At 31.3% G+C, this 18,551-nt stretch carries 14 protein-coding genes; 5 read left to right on the top strand and 9 right to left on the bottom strand.

Translation table 11 applies throughout. The features are described 5' to 3' along the window. The first annotated feature begins 4 nt into the window (after nt 1-4). The 4 genes from LFT63_RS09040 (at nt 5) to LFT63_RS09025 (ending at nt 5,190) form a co-directional block, all read left to right on the top strand. Complete coding sequence (locus LFT63_RS09040; protein ID WP_218047352.1) at nt 5-1,930, top strand: PTS beta-glucoside transporter subunit IIBCA; 1,926 nt, start codon at nt 5-7, stop codon at nt 1,928-1,930. 747 nt (nt 1,931-2,677) lie between these two features. Further along, nucleotides 2,678-3,733, top strand: coding sequence for a PTS transporter subunit IIC (locus tag LFT63_RS09035; protein ID WP_029056677.1), 1,056 nt, complete (start codon nt 2,678-2,680; stop codon nt 3,731-3,733). A 217-nt stretch (nt 3,734-3,950) separates the two neighbouring features. After that, nucleotides 3,951-4,268, top strand: a complete 318-nt coding sequence (locus tag LFT63_RS09030) for a hypothetical protein (protein ID WP_029056678.1) — start codon at nt 3,951-3,953, stop codon at nt 4,266-4,268. A 523-nt stretch (nt 4,269-4,791) separates the two neighbouring features. Further along, on the top strand, nt 4,792-5,190 hold the full coding sequence (locus LFT63_RS09025; protein WP_029056679.1) for a hypothetical protein: 399 nt from the start codon (nt 4,792-4,794) through the stop codon (nt 5,188-5,190). 96 nt (nt 5,191-5,286) lie between these two features. On the opposite strand, the gene lip is transcribed toward LFT63_RS09025, so the two are convergent. The 6 genes from lip to LFT63_RS08995 form a co-directional block, all read right to left on the bottom strand. Continuing rightward, the gene (gene lip / locus LFT63_RS09020; RefSeq protein ID WP_029056680.1) at nt 5,287-7,458 is read right to left on the bottom strand and encodes a YSIRK-targeted triacylglycerol lipase; all 2,172 of its coding nucleotides are present in this window, start codon (nt 7,456-7,458) and stop codon (nt 5,287-5,289) included. A 246-nt stretch (nt 7,459-7,704) separates the two neighbouring features. Then, the gene (gene icaC, locus LFT63_RS09015; protein WP_029056681.1) at nt 7,705-8,772 is read right to left on the bottom strand and encodes a polysaccharide intercellular adhesin biosynthesis/export protein IcaC; all 1,068 of its coding nucleotides are present in this window, start codon (nt 8,770-8,772) and stop codon (nt 7,705-7,707) included. Then, nucleotides 8,756-9,634 carry an intercellular adhesin biosynthesis polysaccharide N-deacetylase gene (gene icaB, locus LFT63_RS09010; RefSeq protein ID WP_029056682.1) on the bottom strand — a complete coding sequence of 293 codons (879 nt, stop codon included), beginning with the start codon at nt 9,632-9,634 and terminating at the stop codon, nt 8,756-8,758. Before icaB ends, icaC begins: the two co-directional genes overlap by 17 nt. Beyond that, the gene (icaD, locus tag LFT63_RS09005; RefSeq protein ID WP_029056683.1) at nt 9,618-9,944 is read right to left on the bottom strand and encodes an intracellular adhesion protein IcaD; all 327 of its coding nucleotides are present in this window, start codon (nt 9,942-9,944) and stop codon (nt 9,618-9,620) included. The genes icaB and icaD overlap by 17 nt, the downstream gene beginning before the upstream one ends. Further along, nucleotides 9,914-11,137: a poly-beta-1,6 N-acetyl-D-glucosamine synthase IcaA gene (gene icaA / locus LFT63_RS09000; protein WP_017637812.1), complete on the bottom strand. Its 1,224-nt coding sequence runs from the start codon at nt 11,135-11,137 to the stop codon at nt 9,914-9,916. The genes icaD and icaA overlap by 31 nt, the downstream gene beginning before the upstream one ends. A 288-nt stretch (nt 11,138-11,425) precedes the next feature. After that, nucleotides 11,426-12,454 (bottom strand): family 20 glycosylhydrolase, encoded by a 1,029-nt coding sequence (locus tag LFT63_RS08995; protein ID WP_029056684.1) that lies wholly within the window; start codon nt 12,452-12,454, stop codon nt 11,426-11,428. Nucleotides 12,455-12,673: 219 nt separating this feature from the next. On the opposite strand from LFT63_RS08995, the gene LFT63_RS08990 reads away from it, so the two are divergent. Further along, the gene (locus tag LFT63_RS08990) at nt 12,674-14,044 is read left to right on the top strand and encodes a CitMHS family transporter (protein ID WP_340768813.1); all 1,371 of its coding nucleotides are present in this window, start codon (nt 12,674-12,676) and stop codon (nt 14,042-14,044) included. Between the two features lie 110 nt (nt 14,045-14,154). Here LFT63_RS08990 and LFT63_RS08985 read toward each other — a convergent pair whose 3' ends face one another. The 3 genes from LFT63_RS08985 to LFT63_RS08975 all read right to left on the bottom strand — a co-directional run bounded on the left by LFT63_RS08985 (nt 14,155) and on the right by LFT63_RS08975 (nt 18,305). Beyond that, nucleotides 14,155-14,799 carry an FMN-dependent NADH-azoreductase gene (locus LFT63_RS08985; protein ID WP_029056686.1) on the bottom strand — a complete coding sequence of 215 codons (645 nt, stop codon included), beginning with the start codon at nt 14,797-14,799 and terminating at the stop codon, nt 14,155-14,157. A 174-nt stretch (nt 14,800-14,973) separates the two neighbouring features. Continuing rightward, nucleotides 14,974-17,592, bottom strand: a complete 2,619-nt coding sequence (locus LFT63_RS08980; protein ID WP_340768811.1) for an ABC transporter permease — start codon at nt 17,590-17,592, stop codon at nt 14,974-14,976. 11 nt (nt 17,593-17,603) lie between these two features. Continuing rightward, the gene (locus LFT63_RS08975; protein ID WP_340768808.1) at nt 17,604-18,305 is read right to left on the bottom strand and encodes an ABC transporter ATP-binding protein; all 702 of its coding nucleotides are present in this window, start codon (nt 18,303-18,305) and stop codon (nt 17,604-17,606) included. Between the last annotated feature and the right edge of the window lie 246 nt (nt 18,306-18,551).

The raw sequence follows: 18,551 nt of genomic DNA, 5'->3' as shown, positions 1-18,551 counted from the left end.
AGTTATGGCTAAAAATGATTACCAAAAAGTTGCAAAAGAGATTGTTCAAATTGTTGGGGAAGACAATATAGAAAGCATGACACACTGTGTAACTAGATTGCGTTTATCAGTTAGTGATCGAACTGCTATAGATGATGATAAAATTGAAGCAATTGATTTAGTTAAAGGGGTATTTTATACAGGTGGACAATATCAAATTATTTTAGGTACTGGTATTGTTAATAATGTTTTTGAAGCTATCGAAGAGCAGTATGATTTTAAAGAAGAATCCAAAAAAGAGATGGAAAAGAAAAAGCAAGGGGTTATTCAAAAGGCAATTCGTTTAATAGCTGATGTCTTTATACCTATTATTCCAATATTAGGAGCGACAGGTTTATTCCTTGGATTAAAAGGTGTTCTGTTTAATGAAAGTGTGTTGGGATTATTTGGATTGAAACCAGATATGATTCCAGAGTATATTCAAACACTCATATCTGTGTTGACTGACACAGCATTCGGATTCTTACCAGCATTTATTGCGTGGAGTGCGTTTAGAACATTTGGTGGAACACCGATTATTGGTTTTCTAATTGGATTAATGTTAGTATCTCCAGCTTTACCGAATGCTTATGAAGTTGCGGGTGGCGATGCTAAACCCATTATGGTAGCAGGTATTATACCGATTATTGGTTATCAAGGTAGTATTTTAACAGCATTATTTGCTGGTATTGTTGGGGCAAAATTAGAAAAAAGATTACGAAAGGTTATGCCTAATGCATTAGACCTTATATTTACACCTTTCTTTGTCATATTAATAGTAATGATATTCTCATTCTTTATTATGGGACCAATTGTACATGGTTTCGAAAGCTTTGGTATCACAGTAGTAAAATCATTTATAGGATTACCGTTTGGTATTGGAGGATTTTTAATTGGATTTATCTATCCGCTAGCTGTTATGACTGGTTTACATCATATGTTTATCATTGTAGAAACGTCATTATTGGCTTCAACAGGCTACAATCCTCTTATTACATTAGCTGCAATGTATGGTTTCTCCAATGCAGGGGTAACGTTAGCTTTAGCATTGAGCAGTAAAAAACCAGCATTTAAAACTGCAGGTGTAAGTGCGACTATAACTCAATTACTAGGTGTTAGTGAACCGGCATTATTTGGTGTTGTTTTACGTTCAGGAATTAAAGCTTTAGGTATTATGCTTATTTGTTCTTCACTCGGTGGTGGCATTTTAGCACTACTTCATATTAAAGCTAATTCTTATGGTTTAGCAGTTATTTTATCACCATTAATGTATATTTATGATTTTAGTCAGTTATTAACTTATGTCATTGTTGGTATATTAATCTTTATTTTAGGATTTGTTTTGACTAAAATGTTTGGAATTCCAAAAGGTGAAGATGTAGCAACAGCAAATGTTAGTACTGAATCTGTTAAAGAAGAAGCAACTATGGAAAATAATGTTGCTGGTAAACAACAATTTTTAGGTCAAGCTGCTAAAGGTGAAATCGTACCACTCAGAGATGTAGATGATCCAGTATTTTCACAAAAACTAATGGGTGAAGGATATGCTATTGAACCACAAAATGGAGAAATTTATAGTCCATTAGATGGTAAAGTTGTCTTTATTTCTGATTCTAAACATGCCATTGGAATTGAAGATAAAAATGGTGTAGAAGTATTAATACACATGGGAATTGATACAGTAGAAATTAAAGAACCTGTGTTTGATATTAAAGTGAAAGAGAATGACCAAGTAAAAGCAGGTAATATGCTTGCTAATATGGATATTGAAAAAATTAAAGAACTTGGCAAAGCAACTACCGTTATGATTGTGATTACTAATTCACAAGAAAAAATCACAAACTTTGAACTGCAAAATAATAATAATAATGGAAAAGATGAGCGCGAAATTGCGTCATACTTATTACGATAATTATATTGAAAGTTATTTTTAAATATAGAAATAGCATTATCAGAATCGTTGGCATTTTAACATGTCAGCGATTTTATTTATGTTAAAGTGGGGTTGTATTAATTATGATTATTAATTTAGGAGCAAATACATGAAACTAACATTAAACTTGCTGAATATCATTAACTATTTAGTTCTAGTTATATTGATTGTTATTAATTTTAATCGATTAAGTCAATTTGGTTTAGATATTTGTTTATATTTTCTAATTGCGAGTAACGTATTGCTTACTATTTCAATCTTGGTTTATTTTATATACAAATTGGAATCTTTTTTAATCAGTGTTTTTATTAATCTCGTTAATATAGTGATTATATTTCCAATTTTACTCTTAGTATTGTTTTAGTCACTAACATGGTAGCAAGTGCTCTCGTATTCCAGTACGAGAGCTATTTTTTGTCTTTATTATTATAGAGACATAGAACGTACCTATCATGTTCGCTATAATTGAAACCGCTATCACAAAACTGCTTAAAAACTTATAAAATAACTATGCTATTATGGAAAATAATGGTATCATAATCATAACTTGAAAACACTTTCGTATAAGAGGCTGAGACATAAAGTATTTATGCTCTGGGAAACGAATTAACGATATCCTAAGCGCTTTTGTCCGGTTCTCTCCTCGAGAGTGTTTTTTTAAAGAATATTATTTAGAATATTTTAAATTTAAGAAAAATTATGAAAGTTACATGAGGTATTTGAAATATGGGCGAGAAACAGATAATTACACCCAAAACATTTTTATTTAATGTATTAAATGGATTAGCGATAGCAATTATAGTAGGAATGATTCCCAATGCAATTTTAGGAGAATTATGTAAATATTTAAGTCAGTATAATGAAATTTTCGCTAAGATAGCTATTGTGGTTCAAGGTATTCAATATACGACTCCAATACTTACAGGCGTCATTATTGCGATACAATTTGGATTAGGACAATTACAAACCGCTGTAGTGGGTGCAGCAGCCTTTGTGGGTTCAGGAGCAACTACGATTACAGATAATAAATGGGTTATTACTGGTATAGGTGATTTAATCAACACAATGATTACAGCTGCTATTGCAGTAGGTATTATATTATTGATTAAAGATCGAGTAGAAAATTTTAATATGATTGTGTTACCTATTGTTGGGGCAGGTGTCGCTGGTTTAATTGGTTTGTTACTGTTACCTTATACTAAACTAATTACGGTTGGCATAGGTAATTTTGTTAATAGTTTAACGAATACACAACCTATTATTATGACGATATTGATTGCAATGATCTTTTCAATTCTTATAGTATCACCAATATCGTCCATAGGAATAGGTGTCGCAATTGGTATATCAGGATTAGCTGCTGGCTCTGCTGCAATTGGCGCTGGTACTTGTGCGATTGTGTTAGCTGTTGGAGCATGGCGTGTAAACAAAGTAGGTGTTCCTATTACAGTACTTCTTGGTGCAGTTAAATTAATGATGCCTAATACAATACGACATCCGATTATATTCTTACCAATTGTGTGTTCAGCCGCAGTATCAGGACTTATAGGCGGTTTGTTTAATATTAAAGGTGCACCAAATTCTGCAGGTTTTGGTTTAATTGGTTTAGTAGGACCTATTAAATCATTAGGATTATTAGACGGAGGTATGGCTAGTGGACTGGTAATAGTTGCTATTACATATATTATTGTCCCATTGGTAGCTGCGATATTCTTCAACTATTTATTTACAAAAGTCTTGAAATTATACGATTCAGAAGTGTTTGTTTTCAGATCAAAATAATAAGACAATAATAATGATATTAATATTCAATCAACGCTCTCGTATAGATCATACGGGAGCTTTTTTTATTCCTAAAATATCATATTAAAATTTGAGTGAGTCACATGCTTTAGGTATACTCATATTAAGAATAATAAAAATGCAAATGGGTTTATCTTCATATCTGTTTAAAGTAAAGACTCACCATATTAATGACAAACATTAGGGGAGATATAATATGGAAATTAATATAGATCATCCAGTTTATACGGTTCATGGTTTAATGAAAAATATTCAACCTCAAGGTATCCCAGGAACACTTTGTTTATTAGAAGATGCCATTTACTTTGAAGCGGATGGGTTTTTAAAAGGTTCTGAAATTAAAAATGTCTTTCATTTTGATGAGATTAAAAGTGTGAAATTTGGTTTATCTTTGAATCCATTTAGAATTGTTATTACTGAAAAAGAAGGCGAAAATTGGATCTTTGATTACGTGTCACGTGCAGATGGGAAGAAATTTGTAGAATTATATAATGACATCAAAGAAAGTAATTGAAACGTGCTATAGATATTAGCTACATTAAGATATATTAATTTTAAAAATATTGTCTATAATCCTATAATATAGTATTATAAAAGTATAAAAAACACCTAGTCACTGATGGCGAATCAACAACTAGGTGTAAAACTTAGTAAACATATTCGTTGAGCTGGATAACTCGGTATATGTTATTTACTTACAGCCTATGTAATAGGTGCTCCCGTACTTCCAATACGGGGGCTATTTTTTTGTCTTTATTACTATAATGACATAGAACGTTCCTATTATGCTTACAATGATTGAAAAATCAATTTGAAGGAATATTGTCATACTTATCACCCCACTTTACTTACAAATATTCATAGGTGTATGTGATAACATATGACAAATAGGCTCACTAAGTTTTATGATTATATTATACTAAGTTAATAGATTGTTTTAAATATAATTTAACATTTGTATAGTTTCGTTTTTAATGATAGTCTAAATTTATAGATAGAACATAAATAATAAACATTAATAAAGGTTGTGTTTAGTGATGGATAGAGATTATTTATCAACAATGATACAAGCACTATATAATGATATTTTGATTGATTTGAATATTGATAAGATAAATACTTATTTTTCACCTTTGTATGTTCAAACTACTGACCACGTAACTTCTGATATTAATGAGTTTACTGAACATCTTAGGAAACTAAAAGAAGTAGTTTCAAAGCTAACAATTAAACAATTTGAAACAATGTTAATTGACGAAAATCAGAATACTGTATTCTTACGTTATAATGTTTACGTTACAAAAAAGAATGGGAATCGTGGGAAAATAGAAGTGTATGCAGAATTTAAATTTAATGAAGATGGAAAAGTAATAAGTTGTAATGAATTAACAATGCCTTATTCTGAAGAATTAAAAGGTATAGGTAGTATTAAATAAAATTATGAACATGATATTGAAGTAATCTACTAAACTTGTAAACGTTAAAGAAACAGGTCTTCCTAAAAAGAAAATTGGAAGACCTGTTTACATATCCTACTTATCTGTAACTTTCTCGCTTTTGACGGTATCCGCTAAAATGTTATCCCAAAATCCTTGAAGTTCTTCTACTGAGATATCTTTTTCATTTTTTTGTGTACCGACAAAGTCACCGTGATCCCAATTATGTTTAACAGGTGTCACTTGCCATACGCCTTTTTGAGGTTGATCTGAAGCATCCACATATTTTTGGTTGAATGGATGTTTGGCAGAAATGGTTGATACCAGTCCATCATTCTCTCGCCAAGCTTTATCATCTAGTTTACCAATAACATTTGCTGTTGTTAGATACTTAATGTTCATATGACGATCGCGTTTATAAATACCATTTTTATCTGGTTCGGTAGATTCACCTGAATATGTTTTGTATACAATATTAGGGTTTAAAGATGTCTTATTATTAAGTTCTTGTGCACCTTGAGTGGTTAAATCATATAAGCCATTGTCTTGAGTTGTCCAAAGTTTGCTGTTTTTAACGCGTTTCACGTATTCAGTATAAGATTCGTTAGGCTGTTGTTTTAATCCCCATTGTCTTAAACCAAGGTCAGAGCGGGAATGTTTACCACCTTGAGTTTTGGCATAGTCATATAGTACCTGTCTAATGATGGCTTCGTTGCCTAATTTATCTGAAGCATGTGTCCCGTTATGAGGTGTTGCAAGCGTTGTAATTGAAGAAATCATATTATCTTGTCCACCTTTATATAACGGTGAAATATCGCCACCATGTTGCTTCTGGTATTCAACCTCCTCAGGATCTCCATTACGAAGCATATCTTCTAATAGTCTAACGGTTTGTCCGCCCATACTATGACCAACTAAGTGAATTTTCTGTCCAGGTTTCCAATCTTTATAAGCACCTGCATAAGTTTTACCATAACGTTCGTGACCGTATTTTGCAGCATGTGCAGCGCCGTAATCTACAGTGCCACCTTTAATGTAATAGTATAGTTCAACAGCTCTATCATAATTGCTGCCTAATGCACTGACACTAGCTTCACTGACGTTATAACCTTTAGCACGCGCTTCTTGAGTGATTTTAAGACGATCGCCACCCCAATAATTGCTGTTATCAAGGCCGGGACCATTATCGGCAGTGTAACCATTAAAGCCATGTACAAGAATAATAGGGTCATGATTTTTATATTGAATTTGAGGCGCAACTTTATTGGTTTGGTCTTTAGCTGGTTGTACAGCTTTATCCTTAGATTTATTGTTATGTATTGCTACGGCGTTTTTTGTAAGTGTATTAATACCGTCTTTTGATTCATCATCTTTATCATTTGTTGGGCTGCTGTGCGTTTGATTACTATTATCTAACTGACTCAATTTAATATCATTTTGAGATTGAGTGTTTTTAGTTTGTGACTGATTATTCACTTCATTAGTTTTTTCTTCTGCTGCAGAAGCATCTTTAGCTGTAATATGTTGTTTTGATGATTGTTGTGACTGAGCCTCTGACGACACATCTTTATCAGAGTCTTCTTGCAGGGATGTCTTAGGGACCTCTTGTTTATCTTTGCTGTCATTAGTTTGAGTTGCTGATAGTTGATGCTCGTTAGAAGTTTGGTCTTTTTCTAATGATGGTGTTTGATCCGATTTCTCCACTTTAGTGTTAGATTGTTGGTCTGTTCTAGATTGCTCATGAGGTTGTTGTTTTTCTGAGTTTGGTTTGTCAGATTGTTTATTATCTACATATGAATCATTAGTTTGTTGGTTGTCTTTAGGTTGAAGGGAGTCTTCTTGAGTAGTCGATTCTTGATTTTGTTTTGTTGATTTTTGCTGCTGATCATCTGATTCTTTTGCAGTCTTTTCTTCATTATTATTAGGTGTTTTAGTATTTGTATTTTCACGTGAAACATCACTATTATTATTTTCTTGTTGTGAATTTAAATGTTCTTCTTTAGTTTCAGTTGTTTGCGCATTTTCATTCGCTATAGATGAAGCTTTGCTATTTTGATTATTTGAGTTCTCATTTTGTGTTTGTTCAGTTTGAGCTGAATGCTGATCTGATTGAGTTGTAGCAGTCGTTTGTGCGTTATTATTTTCGTTTTTAGTTTCATCTGCATGTGCAACACTACCGCCACCTATTAAGAGCATCGTTGCGACCATAATTGAAGATGCACCAATACTTAGTTTGCGAATACTATAAGCATGCGTTCTATTTGTCATGATTTTAGCACCTCTATTAACTAAATTTTTAAACTGTAACGTGATCAAATTTAAAGTTAATCAAATTCAATCACGAGATGTCTTAATCATAAATAAGAATTATGAAGCTAATATAAATTTCTATTTACAATTTCTTAAAGTCATTGAACACATCAATTCCAAGCCAACTATAAACTAACTAAAAAAACCATTTGTAATCTGTAAGTTGTTTACAGACCACAAATGGCAATAAATTCGTATAAAGTTTTAGTCTTTTAAATTCACATTCAGTTTATATGGTTGTTTACCAATTACGAAACGACATAGAGCAAACTCTCGGAGAATAATACCGACACCCACACACATACCTAAAGTACACACTAATGATATTACTATAAAGATAATACTTGTATTGATGAAAATAGACGTATATTCATATAGATATTCTAAAATGATCGGGTGTAATAGATATATGAAAAATGAAAATGAATTAACTAAATTCGTGACGCCATACATAAGCGTATTGAAATGAATAAATATACTAAGTAATAGTAAAAACATAAATGTATGATATAGCATTAATGTTTCAGTATAACTTGTTACATTCCAATAATCATGTTTACCAAATGCAAACACAAAAATTAAATAAGACACTACAGATAAAGTTAGTATAATAAACGGAAATTCATAAACAAACTTCATAATTCTATTGTAGTTATAGCCGATATAACCACCTAGGAAGAAGAAAAAGATCCATCCTAAAATAAATGTATTATCACTTAATGGATATATGTGATGTAATTGTGTTTCGAATGCATGATTTGTATGTAGTAAACGCAAAAATACAAATTGAACAATGAATGATCCTATTAATAGAATTTTACTATTGAATATTTTAGGTGATATTTTATAGATGATATAGCTTAATATGAAGTACTGAACTATAACGATAATAAAATAACCATACCAATATCCTAATACGACATTTTGGTAGAATTGATGCCAGAAAGGATCTCCTAATTTTCTGGATTCACTATAACAATAGAAACAACCTACTAATAAATAGGGCATAATGATGTATTTAAAACGTGATGTTAAATAATTCAATTTTAATGAAGAATAATTTAACGTTGTCAGTAATTGAGACAACACGATGAAACACGGTGTGCCAAAGATAAATATATTTTGAGCATAATAAATGACTTTAAGTTGCGCTGTATCATCACCATCTATACCGCGCATATATTGCGTTAATATATGTGTGACGATAATAATAACGCAGAGAAATGCTCTAAGGTAGATGAGTTCTTTTTTCTTTTTATTTTGACTTGCCATCTTTAAAACCATCCCATTTTTTAATTAATTTATTAAAGGAATCCTCGTTTACTAAAACACGTGGAATAGCATAATTATCATCATCTGGATAGACTGAGCGGTCTGCTAATGTATAAGCATATTTAATATTTTCAGATTTCAATATTTTTATATTTTTCTTACTTGGTTCTCCATATGGAAAGGCTAAAGAATTATTAGTCTTATCAAAGTTTTTGTTAATATAATGGTTACTTTTACTTATATCATTTTTAATTTGTTTTCCACTTTTTTTTGTAATAATTGACTTGTTGTCTTTGGTTAATGAGTGAAGGTTATGTGTATGAGAACTGAATGTCCAAATCTTTGATTTCTGCATTTCTTTTAATTTACTTAGGTTAATGAGGTTAAGATTGTGGAAATCATCTTCTCCGACATGGCCGGTAATCACAAATCCTGTTGCTGGTACATTATATTTCTTTAATATCGGATAAGCACTGTCATAAACGGACATGTCGATATCATCGAAGTTGATCCATACACTACGCGCAGGGAACTTACCTTTACTCTTATAATGTTGAAATTCCTTTTCTGTTAAAAAGTGTGCATCATGATCTTTCAACCACTTAATTTGTTTATTAAATTCTTTTTTAGTCACACTATAATCATTAATTTCTTTACTACTTGAAATGGTGAATAATGTATCTTCAAACCAATTACCATCACGGACACGATGGTAATTTAATGCTAAAGCGCTGTTTTCATGATGTTTACTATTTAACGGGTTTTTCTTTTCTTTAGCGAATGAAGTATTGTCATAAAAAATCATCAAGAAAAATAATGACGTGAATAATAGGGTGGCAATAAGTTTAGAACACTTTCCCATGATTAATACCTTCTTTTTTATATATTCTTTTTCTAATTAATAAGAATAATGAGAATACAATAGCATCAAAAATGATGAATTTTAATAATAAATCGAAAGTTTCGAACATAGTGTCTTGTTCAATGTTCAGTAACGTTCTTATAATTAAAACTAATTCATGACTTAAATTGAAAAGTGAGCCAATAATTAGAATGCAGGCTATAGCGAAATAGACCCAAAATATAATACTTAATGCAAAAGTAATGACTTCTCTTATACAATGTAAACAAAAATATGTACTTAGCTTTTTCCTCTGTCTGGGCTTGTCCATGTGGCAAACTCTCCTTTCTTTCTAGTAAGTGCTTTTGGAAAGGCAATAATAGCGACGGAAGCGTTAAGCAACCAATATATAGCTGAATACCAGCTTAAATAGAAAATAGTGAAAATATTAATTTTTTCGTATTTACTATCTGCAATAAGTGAAACTGTGAATTGAACTGTATTGATAAATGTTAGTAATAAGGCCGATAAAATGATGAGTGAAAATTTATAATTTAAGAAGTAGTAGTCTAAGAAGTTAGCATTTATAATTTGAATGATTAAAATAGAGACAACGCAGTAAACCCATATAAGCGAAAAGATTTGTTCGAATACGAGTAAATAAATGGCTGGATTCATTGATTTTAACCCGGCTTTAAAGTCACGAATTAAAACTTCTTGTCCGCCTTGTGCCCATCTTAATCGTTGTTTCCATAGGCCTCCCACAGTTTCGGGTACAAGCATTCTACAAAGTGCTCTAGGTTCATATTTAATTTGAAATCCTGCTAGATGGAATTTCCATGAGATGGCAATATCTTCAGTAATCATATCGATATCCCATTTTCCAACCTGTATAACTGCAGATTTTCTAAATAGTGTAAATACACCAGAGATTGTATTAATTTTTCCTGTTAAAGATTGTGCACGTTTGATACTTCCTACCATACTTGCATATTCAATAGTTTGGATTTTACCAAGTATAGATTTTTTATTTCTTATTCTTGGATTACCAGTAACTGCTGCTAATTTAGGATTGTCTTGGAAGTGTTGAATCATAAAGTAAGGTGCGCAATTATCGATAAGCGTGTCTGCGTCTATGCCCATAACGTAATCATACTCGGCATAATCAACACCTTTGTTTAGAGCATTGGCTTTCCCTTGATTGACTTTAAGATCGACAAATGTGAAATCCATTGTTTCTTGAAGCTTATAAATAATCTGTGCAGAATTATCTGAACTTCCATCATTGATGACAATGATTTGTTTGTTTGGAAATTCTAATGACAATAGATTTTCAATTGTATCTTTAATTGTTTCTTCTTCGTTAAAGCAAGGAACTAAAAATGATATACCTTCTTCTCCTATGGCTTTAGTCGGTTTTTGAGTAAGCCATAGCTCAGAAAAGAACATATAAATAATCGTTCCTACTATCCAAAATACAGACATAAATAACGGATAAAGTATTAAGAAATTTAATAAGTTCATGTTTCTCCCCCTAGGAATTTTTAACATGAACTGATGATAATGCAGTTTTCTAGGAGTTGCAACACTTTTTTAATATATAAAAAAGTTATAATTGGTATAATTATTATTAAACAAAAATAACTCTATTATTAATAATAGAGTTAAAAATTTTATGCTTAAGAAGTTTTAGTTGGTAAAAAGAGTTTATGGGTGAAAAAACGCTTTAGACAGTTTTAGTTTACTGTCAAAAAGGAAAAACTTAGCAATAAATCAATGGACAAAAAATGTTGTGTTAACAATAGCTTAATATTAGAAAAATATTTTAATGTATTTAATGATGTACTTGATGAGATCATTTTGACTTAGAGAAGAAGCAAACTCTCCCCAAAAACTCATCGTCACACCGTTTAGGTTTGTATCGTAATAGTTCTTTTGATGATTATGGTACGTATTAAATGACGTTATTTTTGTGTCAGATATTAAATCAATATTTTTAGATGTTGAAGTTGATTTTTCATCTCTAGGAAATAGATATAAGGACTGACTATTAAAGTTTTCAACTTGATGGTTGTAATCGAAAAAGTCTTTTGGTGTTAAGCTATTTTGATTTTTCTGTTGCCAATACATAATGATAATGGCTTGATCTAACTGTTTCAGACCTTCTTTAGTTATGGAATCGTTCCATATTTTAGTTTCATAGTTATTGGAATTCGCATAATTGGAAATTTGATTGATGTATTTTACGAATTGTTGTTGGTTCGCACCACTACCGGGCACTTCATCGCCACCAATGACCATTTTCTGTTCATCTTTATACTTCGGCTGTTTAAATAAACCGCTAATTTCTGAAATTAAATCTTTAGAGAATTTCAATGAATCTTTATTATCTATAAAATCAATCGTACTTGAATCATCTTGCGATACGACTTTTTGATATGTATCAGGATGATGTTTTCTTAATAAAGTAAGAATGGATTTTGAGTGAGAAGGTAAATCTATTTCTGGAATAATTTGAACGTTTCTTTGGTTCGCATATTTAATAATAGATTTGAGTTCTTTTTTAGTTAAAAAGTATGAATTCGTTTTGTTGGATGTCTGCTTTAACATTTTTGAATAGATACTGTAGTTTTCATTATCAGAAAAATGTAACTGTAAGTATGTACCATGATGTTTACTAAGATGTTTGATAATTTGCTTAATACTATGTTCTGTATAGTGTTTACGTGCAATATCTAACGTAATGCCTTTTTCTATTTCTGATTTATCTAGTTTCTTTTGGAAAAATATAGTGAATATCGCTAAAAAGATTACGAGACATAAAATAAATTTCTTTAACATGATTAATCCCTTTTAATTAGAAAGTTTTTTATTGTACAAGATACTATTTAAAATGAAATAGCGTAGTTAAGTTAAAAATAATAATATATTTAAATACCCATATATTCCTCGATTAATCATTTATGTTAAAATATTTGTAATAAAAAATTTTCGGAAAATTTTTTCTACTTAAATATTTAGGGGTTTTAAAATTTAATAATTTCAAAGGGGATGTTAGTCATGCAAGGGGATCATATGTGGTTAACGATAATGGGATTACTCATTATTATTTCGATTGTTGGTTTATTAATTGCCAAGAAGATTAGTCCATTCGTGGGGATGACGTTAATTCCGTGTCTTGGAGCACTTATACTAGGCTATAACGTTCATGATTTAGTGACGTTCTTTGACAAAGGTTTGTCACAAGTCATGAATGTCGTCATTATGTTTATTTTTGCGATTATTTTCTTTGGCATTATGACAGATAGTGGTTTATTTAAGCCCGTTGTTAAAAGATTATTATTAATGACACGAGGTAATGTGATTATTGTATGTATTATGACAGCATTGCTTGGTACAATTGCGCAATTAGATGGCGCAGGAGCGGTTACATTTTTACTATGTATTCCAGCGTTATTACCACTTTATAAGGCATTGAACATGAGTCGTTACTTACTCATCTTATTATTAGCACTTAGTGCAGCAGTGATGAATATGGTGCCGTGGGGCGGACCAATGGCTCGTGTAGCAACAGTGTTAAAGGCTAAAAGTGTTAATGAATTATGGTACGGTTTGATACCTATACAAATTATTGGGTTTGTATTAGTCATGATACTAGCTGTTTATTTAGGATTTAGAGAGAAACGACGTATTCAAAAAGGTATCGCTAATGGAGAGCTTGAACAAACACAAGATATAGATATACATAAATTGGTGAGACATTATGAACATGATCAAGAGATAAAATTCCCAGTTAGAGGTCGCGCAAAAGAGCATGGGTCTATCATTTGGATTAATACACTGTTAACGATTTTAGTTATGGTCATTATGCTTTCAAATATAGCACCACTAGAATTTGCATTTATGATAGGTGTGGCATTAGCTTTAATTATTAACTATAAGAGTGTCGATGAACAAATGGACCGCGTCAAAGCACATGCACCTAACGCATTAATGATGGCAGTAGTTATCGTCGGTGCCGGTATGTTTTTAGGTGTGTTAGACCATACAGGAATGTTGAAATCAATCGCAACAGATTTAATTAAGATCATTCCACAACCTGTAGGCCCTTATATCCACATTATTGTAGGATTATTAGGTGTGCCACTTGATTTATTAACAAGTACAGACGCTTATTACTTTGCGTTATTACCAATTGTGAAACAAACTGCAGCAGAATTTGGCGTATCTCAAGTATCTACTGCATACTCAATGGTCATCGGTAATATTATTGGTACATTTGTGAGCCCATTTGCACCAGCATTATGGCTTGCACTTGGATTAGCTGAAGCTAATATGGGAACATATATCAAATATGCGTTCTTCTGGGTATGGGGCTTCGCAATCGTATTATTATTAATTGCAATGTTGGTAGGTACAGTGGCATTTTAATGTTTGGGCAGTCTTGAGGTAGTCTAAATATCATTATTTAATATAAAGACAAAATAAATACCCGTAACAGAGCGATTAAATCGTTCTATTACGGGTTTCTTTATTTGATATTATCCTTTTGTATAAAACGCATCGAATACTTGGTCTAAGTCTTCTTTAGCGCCTTTTATAATTTCATCTTCTGGTAGCACTGATGTACCTTCCGCACGAGCTACGTAAAATTCGTCAAAGCCCATAATTTCTTTGAACATTTCTCTTAAATAATGGTATGAGAATTCAAGAGGTGTGTAACGGTCATCATTCGTATAAACGCCACCACTCGCTTGTAGTAATAATGCTTTGTAGTCATCTGTCATCAGCCCAACAGAACCATCTTCAGTATATTTAAATGTTTCTCTTGCCACCATAATATTGTCGATATAATCTTTTAATCTAGACGTGATATTGAAGTTGTGTAAAGGTGTCAAAATAACAATACGATGATGTTCTTTAAATTGGTTTAGTAAAAATGAAGACATCTCAGCGATTTGGCTTTCTTCAGCTGATAATTCTTCTCCTGAACCTAATTTAGACCACACATGTAATAATTGATCACTCTCTAAACGAGGTAGTGCAATATCATATAAATTTAATTCTTCAATTTCACCTTCTGGAAATGCAGTATTAAACTTTTCTAAAAATAAATTTTTCAATTTAGCAGTATAAGTCGCATCATTATTAAAATACGGATGCGCATTAATAAGTAATGTCTTCATTAATTTTATTTGCTCCTTTAAATGTAATATTCATAGTATATACATATAAATTTGAAAATACTATTATATAGTTTTAAATTAACAAATATTAAAGTAGGGACACGCAACTCTTAAAACGCTTCGCTCATGAGTTGCATGTCCCTTTAATTACAGGAATATATTCATATATTTACTTTAATCTGCTGAGTTTAACGCATTGAGCATATCAATTCTACTTATTTTTCTAGCCATAATCAGCATTACAATAAATGCAAATACTAACGTTAATAGCGTAGAGAATGTAAAGTTTGTCCAATATAACGTTAAGTCAGCCATAGCATTGTTAGGTGGCAATGTATCCATAATAAAGTGATGTAAATAAGTGCCACCGATAAATCCAGTTAAAATACCGATGATAGTGAGAAGTATTGTTTCTCGGTAAATATACATCACTGTTTCTTTTTTATAAAAGCCTAATACTCGAAGTGTGGCGAGTTCTCGTGTACGTTCAGATACATTAATATTCGTTAATGTGAAGAGTACAACGAATGACAACGCAGATGATGCAACGACAATGATTAAGACGATATTATCAAGACCGTCTAAAATTGTATTGATGGCTGTTTTAGCTTGGTTGGATTGCACGGCTGTTTGGCTCGCATCTTGTTCATTTAATTCACTTGAAACTTTATTAATATTTGAAGCGGATCTATCTTTTAAATTTAAAATTTTAGCATTATAATCGATATCTTTATCAAATGCTTTTTCGTAATATTGTTTGTTCATCACCATGTAATGTCCAGCATACATTTGAGCGATACCATCAATTTTGACTTTATGTTTAGCATTAGTATCATCTTTAATTGTTAGAGTATCACCTTTTTTGTAGTGGCCAAGTTTAGCTAATTTTTCAGAAATAACAACACCATTATTGCTTAATTTTATTTTCTTATCTGAATCGGCGTCACGTAAGGTCATATAATCCTTAAAGTTATCAGAGTTTTTAGGAACAATCATAGAAATTTGTTGATTATCTATAACGTTTTTAGGTTTAGTAGTAACCGATTGATAGTAGACATCATCTTTTTGTTTAACTGAGTCTAAATCATTAATTTTGTCATTATATTTATCTTTGTCTTGTTGTGACGCATGCGTATTATAAACACTAATAATATCGTAGTGAATAATATTTTGATATTGGTTATGGATAATACCATTTAATGAATCTCGCATACCGAAACCAGTAATTAACAGTGATGTACAGCCAAACACGCCGAGTATTGTCATAAACATACGACCTTTGTATCTGAAAAGGTTACGAGCAGTCACTTTATGATTGAATGACAATTTATTCCAAATAAATGGTAGACGTTCTAATAATATTTTTGAACCGGCTTTTGGTGGTTTTGGTAATAATAAATATTTAGGTTGTTCTTTTAAAGCTTTCCAAGCAATATATACTGAAGGTACAACTGTACAAAGTAATGCGACTAATAGACTAATACCAATCCACAACCAGTGAGTAGGTGTTTGGATTTCAGGCACAATCAAGTTAGCAGCATAGGCTTGATAAATTTTTTCAGGTAAATACCATGTACCGAAGAAACTACCAAGTGCAGTACCTATAACTGCAGCACTTGTGCCATAAATTAAGAACAGTTTCATAGCGTCAAATTTTGTATAGCCAAGAGCACGCATTACACCCATATTCATTCTTTTTTCTTCAGCCATTCTAGACATTGTTATAAATGTAACTAAAATTGCTACTGCAAAGAAAATGATAGGGAATGTGTTAGATAAAATATCAATACGTTTAGCTGATTCACCAAACTGACTATAGCCTTGATTGTAATCACTACGTGGTTGAATTTCGTAGTTAATATCATCTAATTTTTTAATGTCGTTCTCTTTGTTTTTGAGTTGTGTTTCAGATTTAGCTATATCTTGTTGAGCGTCTTTTAGTTTGCCAGTTTGTTGTAGCATAGTTTTATTTTCATTAACTGAATCTTTTTGTTTATCTAACGCTTTTTTCGCTTTATTAAGTTCTGCTTGTTTATCATCTTTCATATCTGAACGTTGTTTGTCAGACCATTTTTCTAAATCATCAGCATTATTTGAAGCATTACTATTAATTTGTTTTTCAAATCGGTCTGAGTAGCTGTTACCGTGGACGTTATTATAAGTTAGTTTAGCAACATTTGGTTTGGAATTGTTGAATCCAGATTTTGCTAGTACGCCGAATGTATCGATTTGTCCTTTACCAACATTGGTTACGCCCAAATTTTGCTTTTGCATGTAATCACTTGAGGTTACGAAACCAACAACTTTGTATTGATGATGTTTAAGTCCAGAAATATCTTTTTTACCTTTATTATTTGTAAAATCAATTGTTTGTCCAATTTTATATTTTGAAGTATCTTGCGCATTTAAAGCAATTTCATTAGAAGATTTTGGCAAACGACCTTTTTTAACTTTATAGGTAGACAATTTTGATGTGTTTTCGTTTAATCGAATAGCTTTATTTGAATTTGCAATACGAGCATCTTTCGAAATGCTATATTCTGTCTTAGCCACATGATCCATATTATTAATATGTTGTTTATCATCTTTTGAAAAGCCAATAGGACTTGTTACTTGTGCGTGAGCCATATGATGATCTTTAAAATATTGATCTCCAGTTAGTCGCATATCATCGCCCGTTACTTTTAAGCCGATTAATATGAAAGCACCTAAAGCTAACAAAATAGTAATTGAAATGAAGCGAGGAAATGATGACTTAAATTCACGTAATATCGTTTTATTTAATTTATTCATGTATATCCTCCTTAATATTCAATTTCTGATATTGGTTTATGATGATCATTGATGTAGTCTTCTTTAATTTTTCCGTCGAATATTTCAATTACATGGTCTGCCATATCTTTTAATGCTGCGTTATGCGTCACGATAATGACCGTTTTATTATTTTCATGGCTTAAATCTTGCAGAACTTGTAAAATCTTTTTACCAGTTTTGTAATCTAATGCGCCTGTTGGTTCGTCACATAATAGTAAGTCTGGATTTTTTGCAACGGCACGGGCAATAGAAGCACGTTGTTGCTCACCACCAGATAGTTGGGAAGGGAAGTTACCCATTCTTTTTTCTAAACCAACTTTTTTTAGCGTTTCTTTAGGATCTAATGCTTCTGATGATAGTTCAGATGCAAGTTCTAAATTTTCTAAAGTCGTAAGGTTAGGAATAAGATTATAGAATTGGAAGACAAATCCAACTGATTTCCGTCGATAAGTAGTTAATTCTTTTTCGGAAAATTGAGCAATATCCGTACCATTAATGATGACTTTTCCTTCTGTAGCTGAATCCATACCACCTAATGTATTTAATAATGTTGATTTACCTGCACCAGATGAACCTACAATGACCATAAGTTGACCTTGTTCTAATTCAAATGAAATATCGTTATTTGCATAGACCTTTTGATCTCCAGTTCCAAATATTTTTGAATAATTTTCTAACTTTATATACGCCATATGATCCCTACTTTCCATATAGTTGAATATTAATAATAATGATTTCTTTTATAATAGACAGTGTGTCTATTAGTTAAAATAGCACATTTTGATTAGAAAATCTTGGTTTCATTTTGTAAAAATCCGACTTAATAGACAGTATGTATATTATCGTCTATCAATATTAAAATAATAGATAAATATGTGTTGATTTAAAACTAAGCTAACTAAAAAGCACTCTAAAAATTAGACAAATAACTAATCTTT

Origin of the sequence: Staphylococcus sp. FSL H8-0121 (genome assembly GCF_038008425.1) — a bacterium.
GTDB classification, from domain to species: domain Bacteria; phylum Bacillota; class Bacilli; order Staphylococcales; family Staphylococcaceae; genus Staphylococcus; species Staphylococcus pasteuri.
This window is presented reverse-complemented; position numbering and strand designations above follow the sequence as displayed.

Excerpts from the sequence above, each read along its gene's own strand:
- LFT63_RS08985 (WP_029056686.1), bottom strand. The coding sequence starts at position 14,799 with ATGAAGACATTACTTATTAATGCGCATCCGTATTTTAATAATGATGCG.
- icaB (WP_029056682.1), bottom strand. The coding sequence starts at position 9,634 with ATGGGAAAGTGTTCTAAACTTATTGCCACCCTATTATTCACGTCATTA.
- LFT63_RS08995 (WP_029056684.1), bottom strand. The coding sequence starts at position 12,454 with ATGTTAAAGAAATTTATTTTATGTCTCGTAATCTTTTTAGCGATATTC.
- LFT63_RS08990 (WP_340768813.1), top strand. The coding sequence starts at position 12,674 with ATGCAAGGGGATCATATGTGGTTAACGATAATGGGATTACTCATTATT.
- icaD (WP_029056683.1), bottom strand. The coding sequence starts at position 9,944 with ATGGACAAGCCCAGACAGAGGAAAAAGCTAAGTACATATTTTTGTTTA.
- icaA (WP_017637812.1), bottom strand. The coding sequence starts at position 11,137 with ATGAACTTATTAAATTTCTTAATACTTTATCCGTTATTTATGTCTGTA.
- LFT63_RS08975 (WP_340768808.1), bottom strand. The coding sequence starts at position 18,305 with ATGGCGTATATAAAGTTAGAAAATTATTCAAAAATATTTGGAACTGGA.
- LFT63_RS08980 (WP_340768811.1), bottom strand. The coding sequence starts at position 17,592 with ATGAATAAATTAAATAAAACGATATTACGTGAATTTAAGTCATCATTT.
- LFT63_RS09030 (WP_029056678.1), top strand. The coding sequence starts at position 3,951 with ATGGAAATTAATATAGATCATCCAGTTTATACGGTTCATGGTTTAATG.
- lip (WP_029056680.1), bottom strand. The coding sequence starts at position 7,458 with ATGACAAATAGAACGCATGCTTATAGTATTCGCAAACTAAGTATTGGT.
- icaC (WP_029056681.1), bottom strand. The coding sequence starts at position 8,772 with ATGGCAAGTCAAAATAAAAAGAAAAAAGAACTCATCTACCTTAGAGCA.
- LFT63_RS09035 (WP_029056677.1), top strand. The coding sequence starts at position 2,678 with ATGGGCGAGAAACAGATAATTACACCCAAAACATTTTTATTTAATGTA.
- LFT63_RS09040 (WP_218047352.1), top strand. The coding sequence starts at position 5 with ATGGCTAAAAATGATTACCAAAAAGTTGCAAAAGAGATTGTTCAAATT.
- LFT63_RS09025 (WP_029056679.1), top strand. The coding sequence starts at position 4,792 with ATGGATAGAGATTATTTATCAACAATGATACAAGCACTATATAATGAT.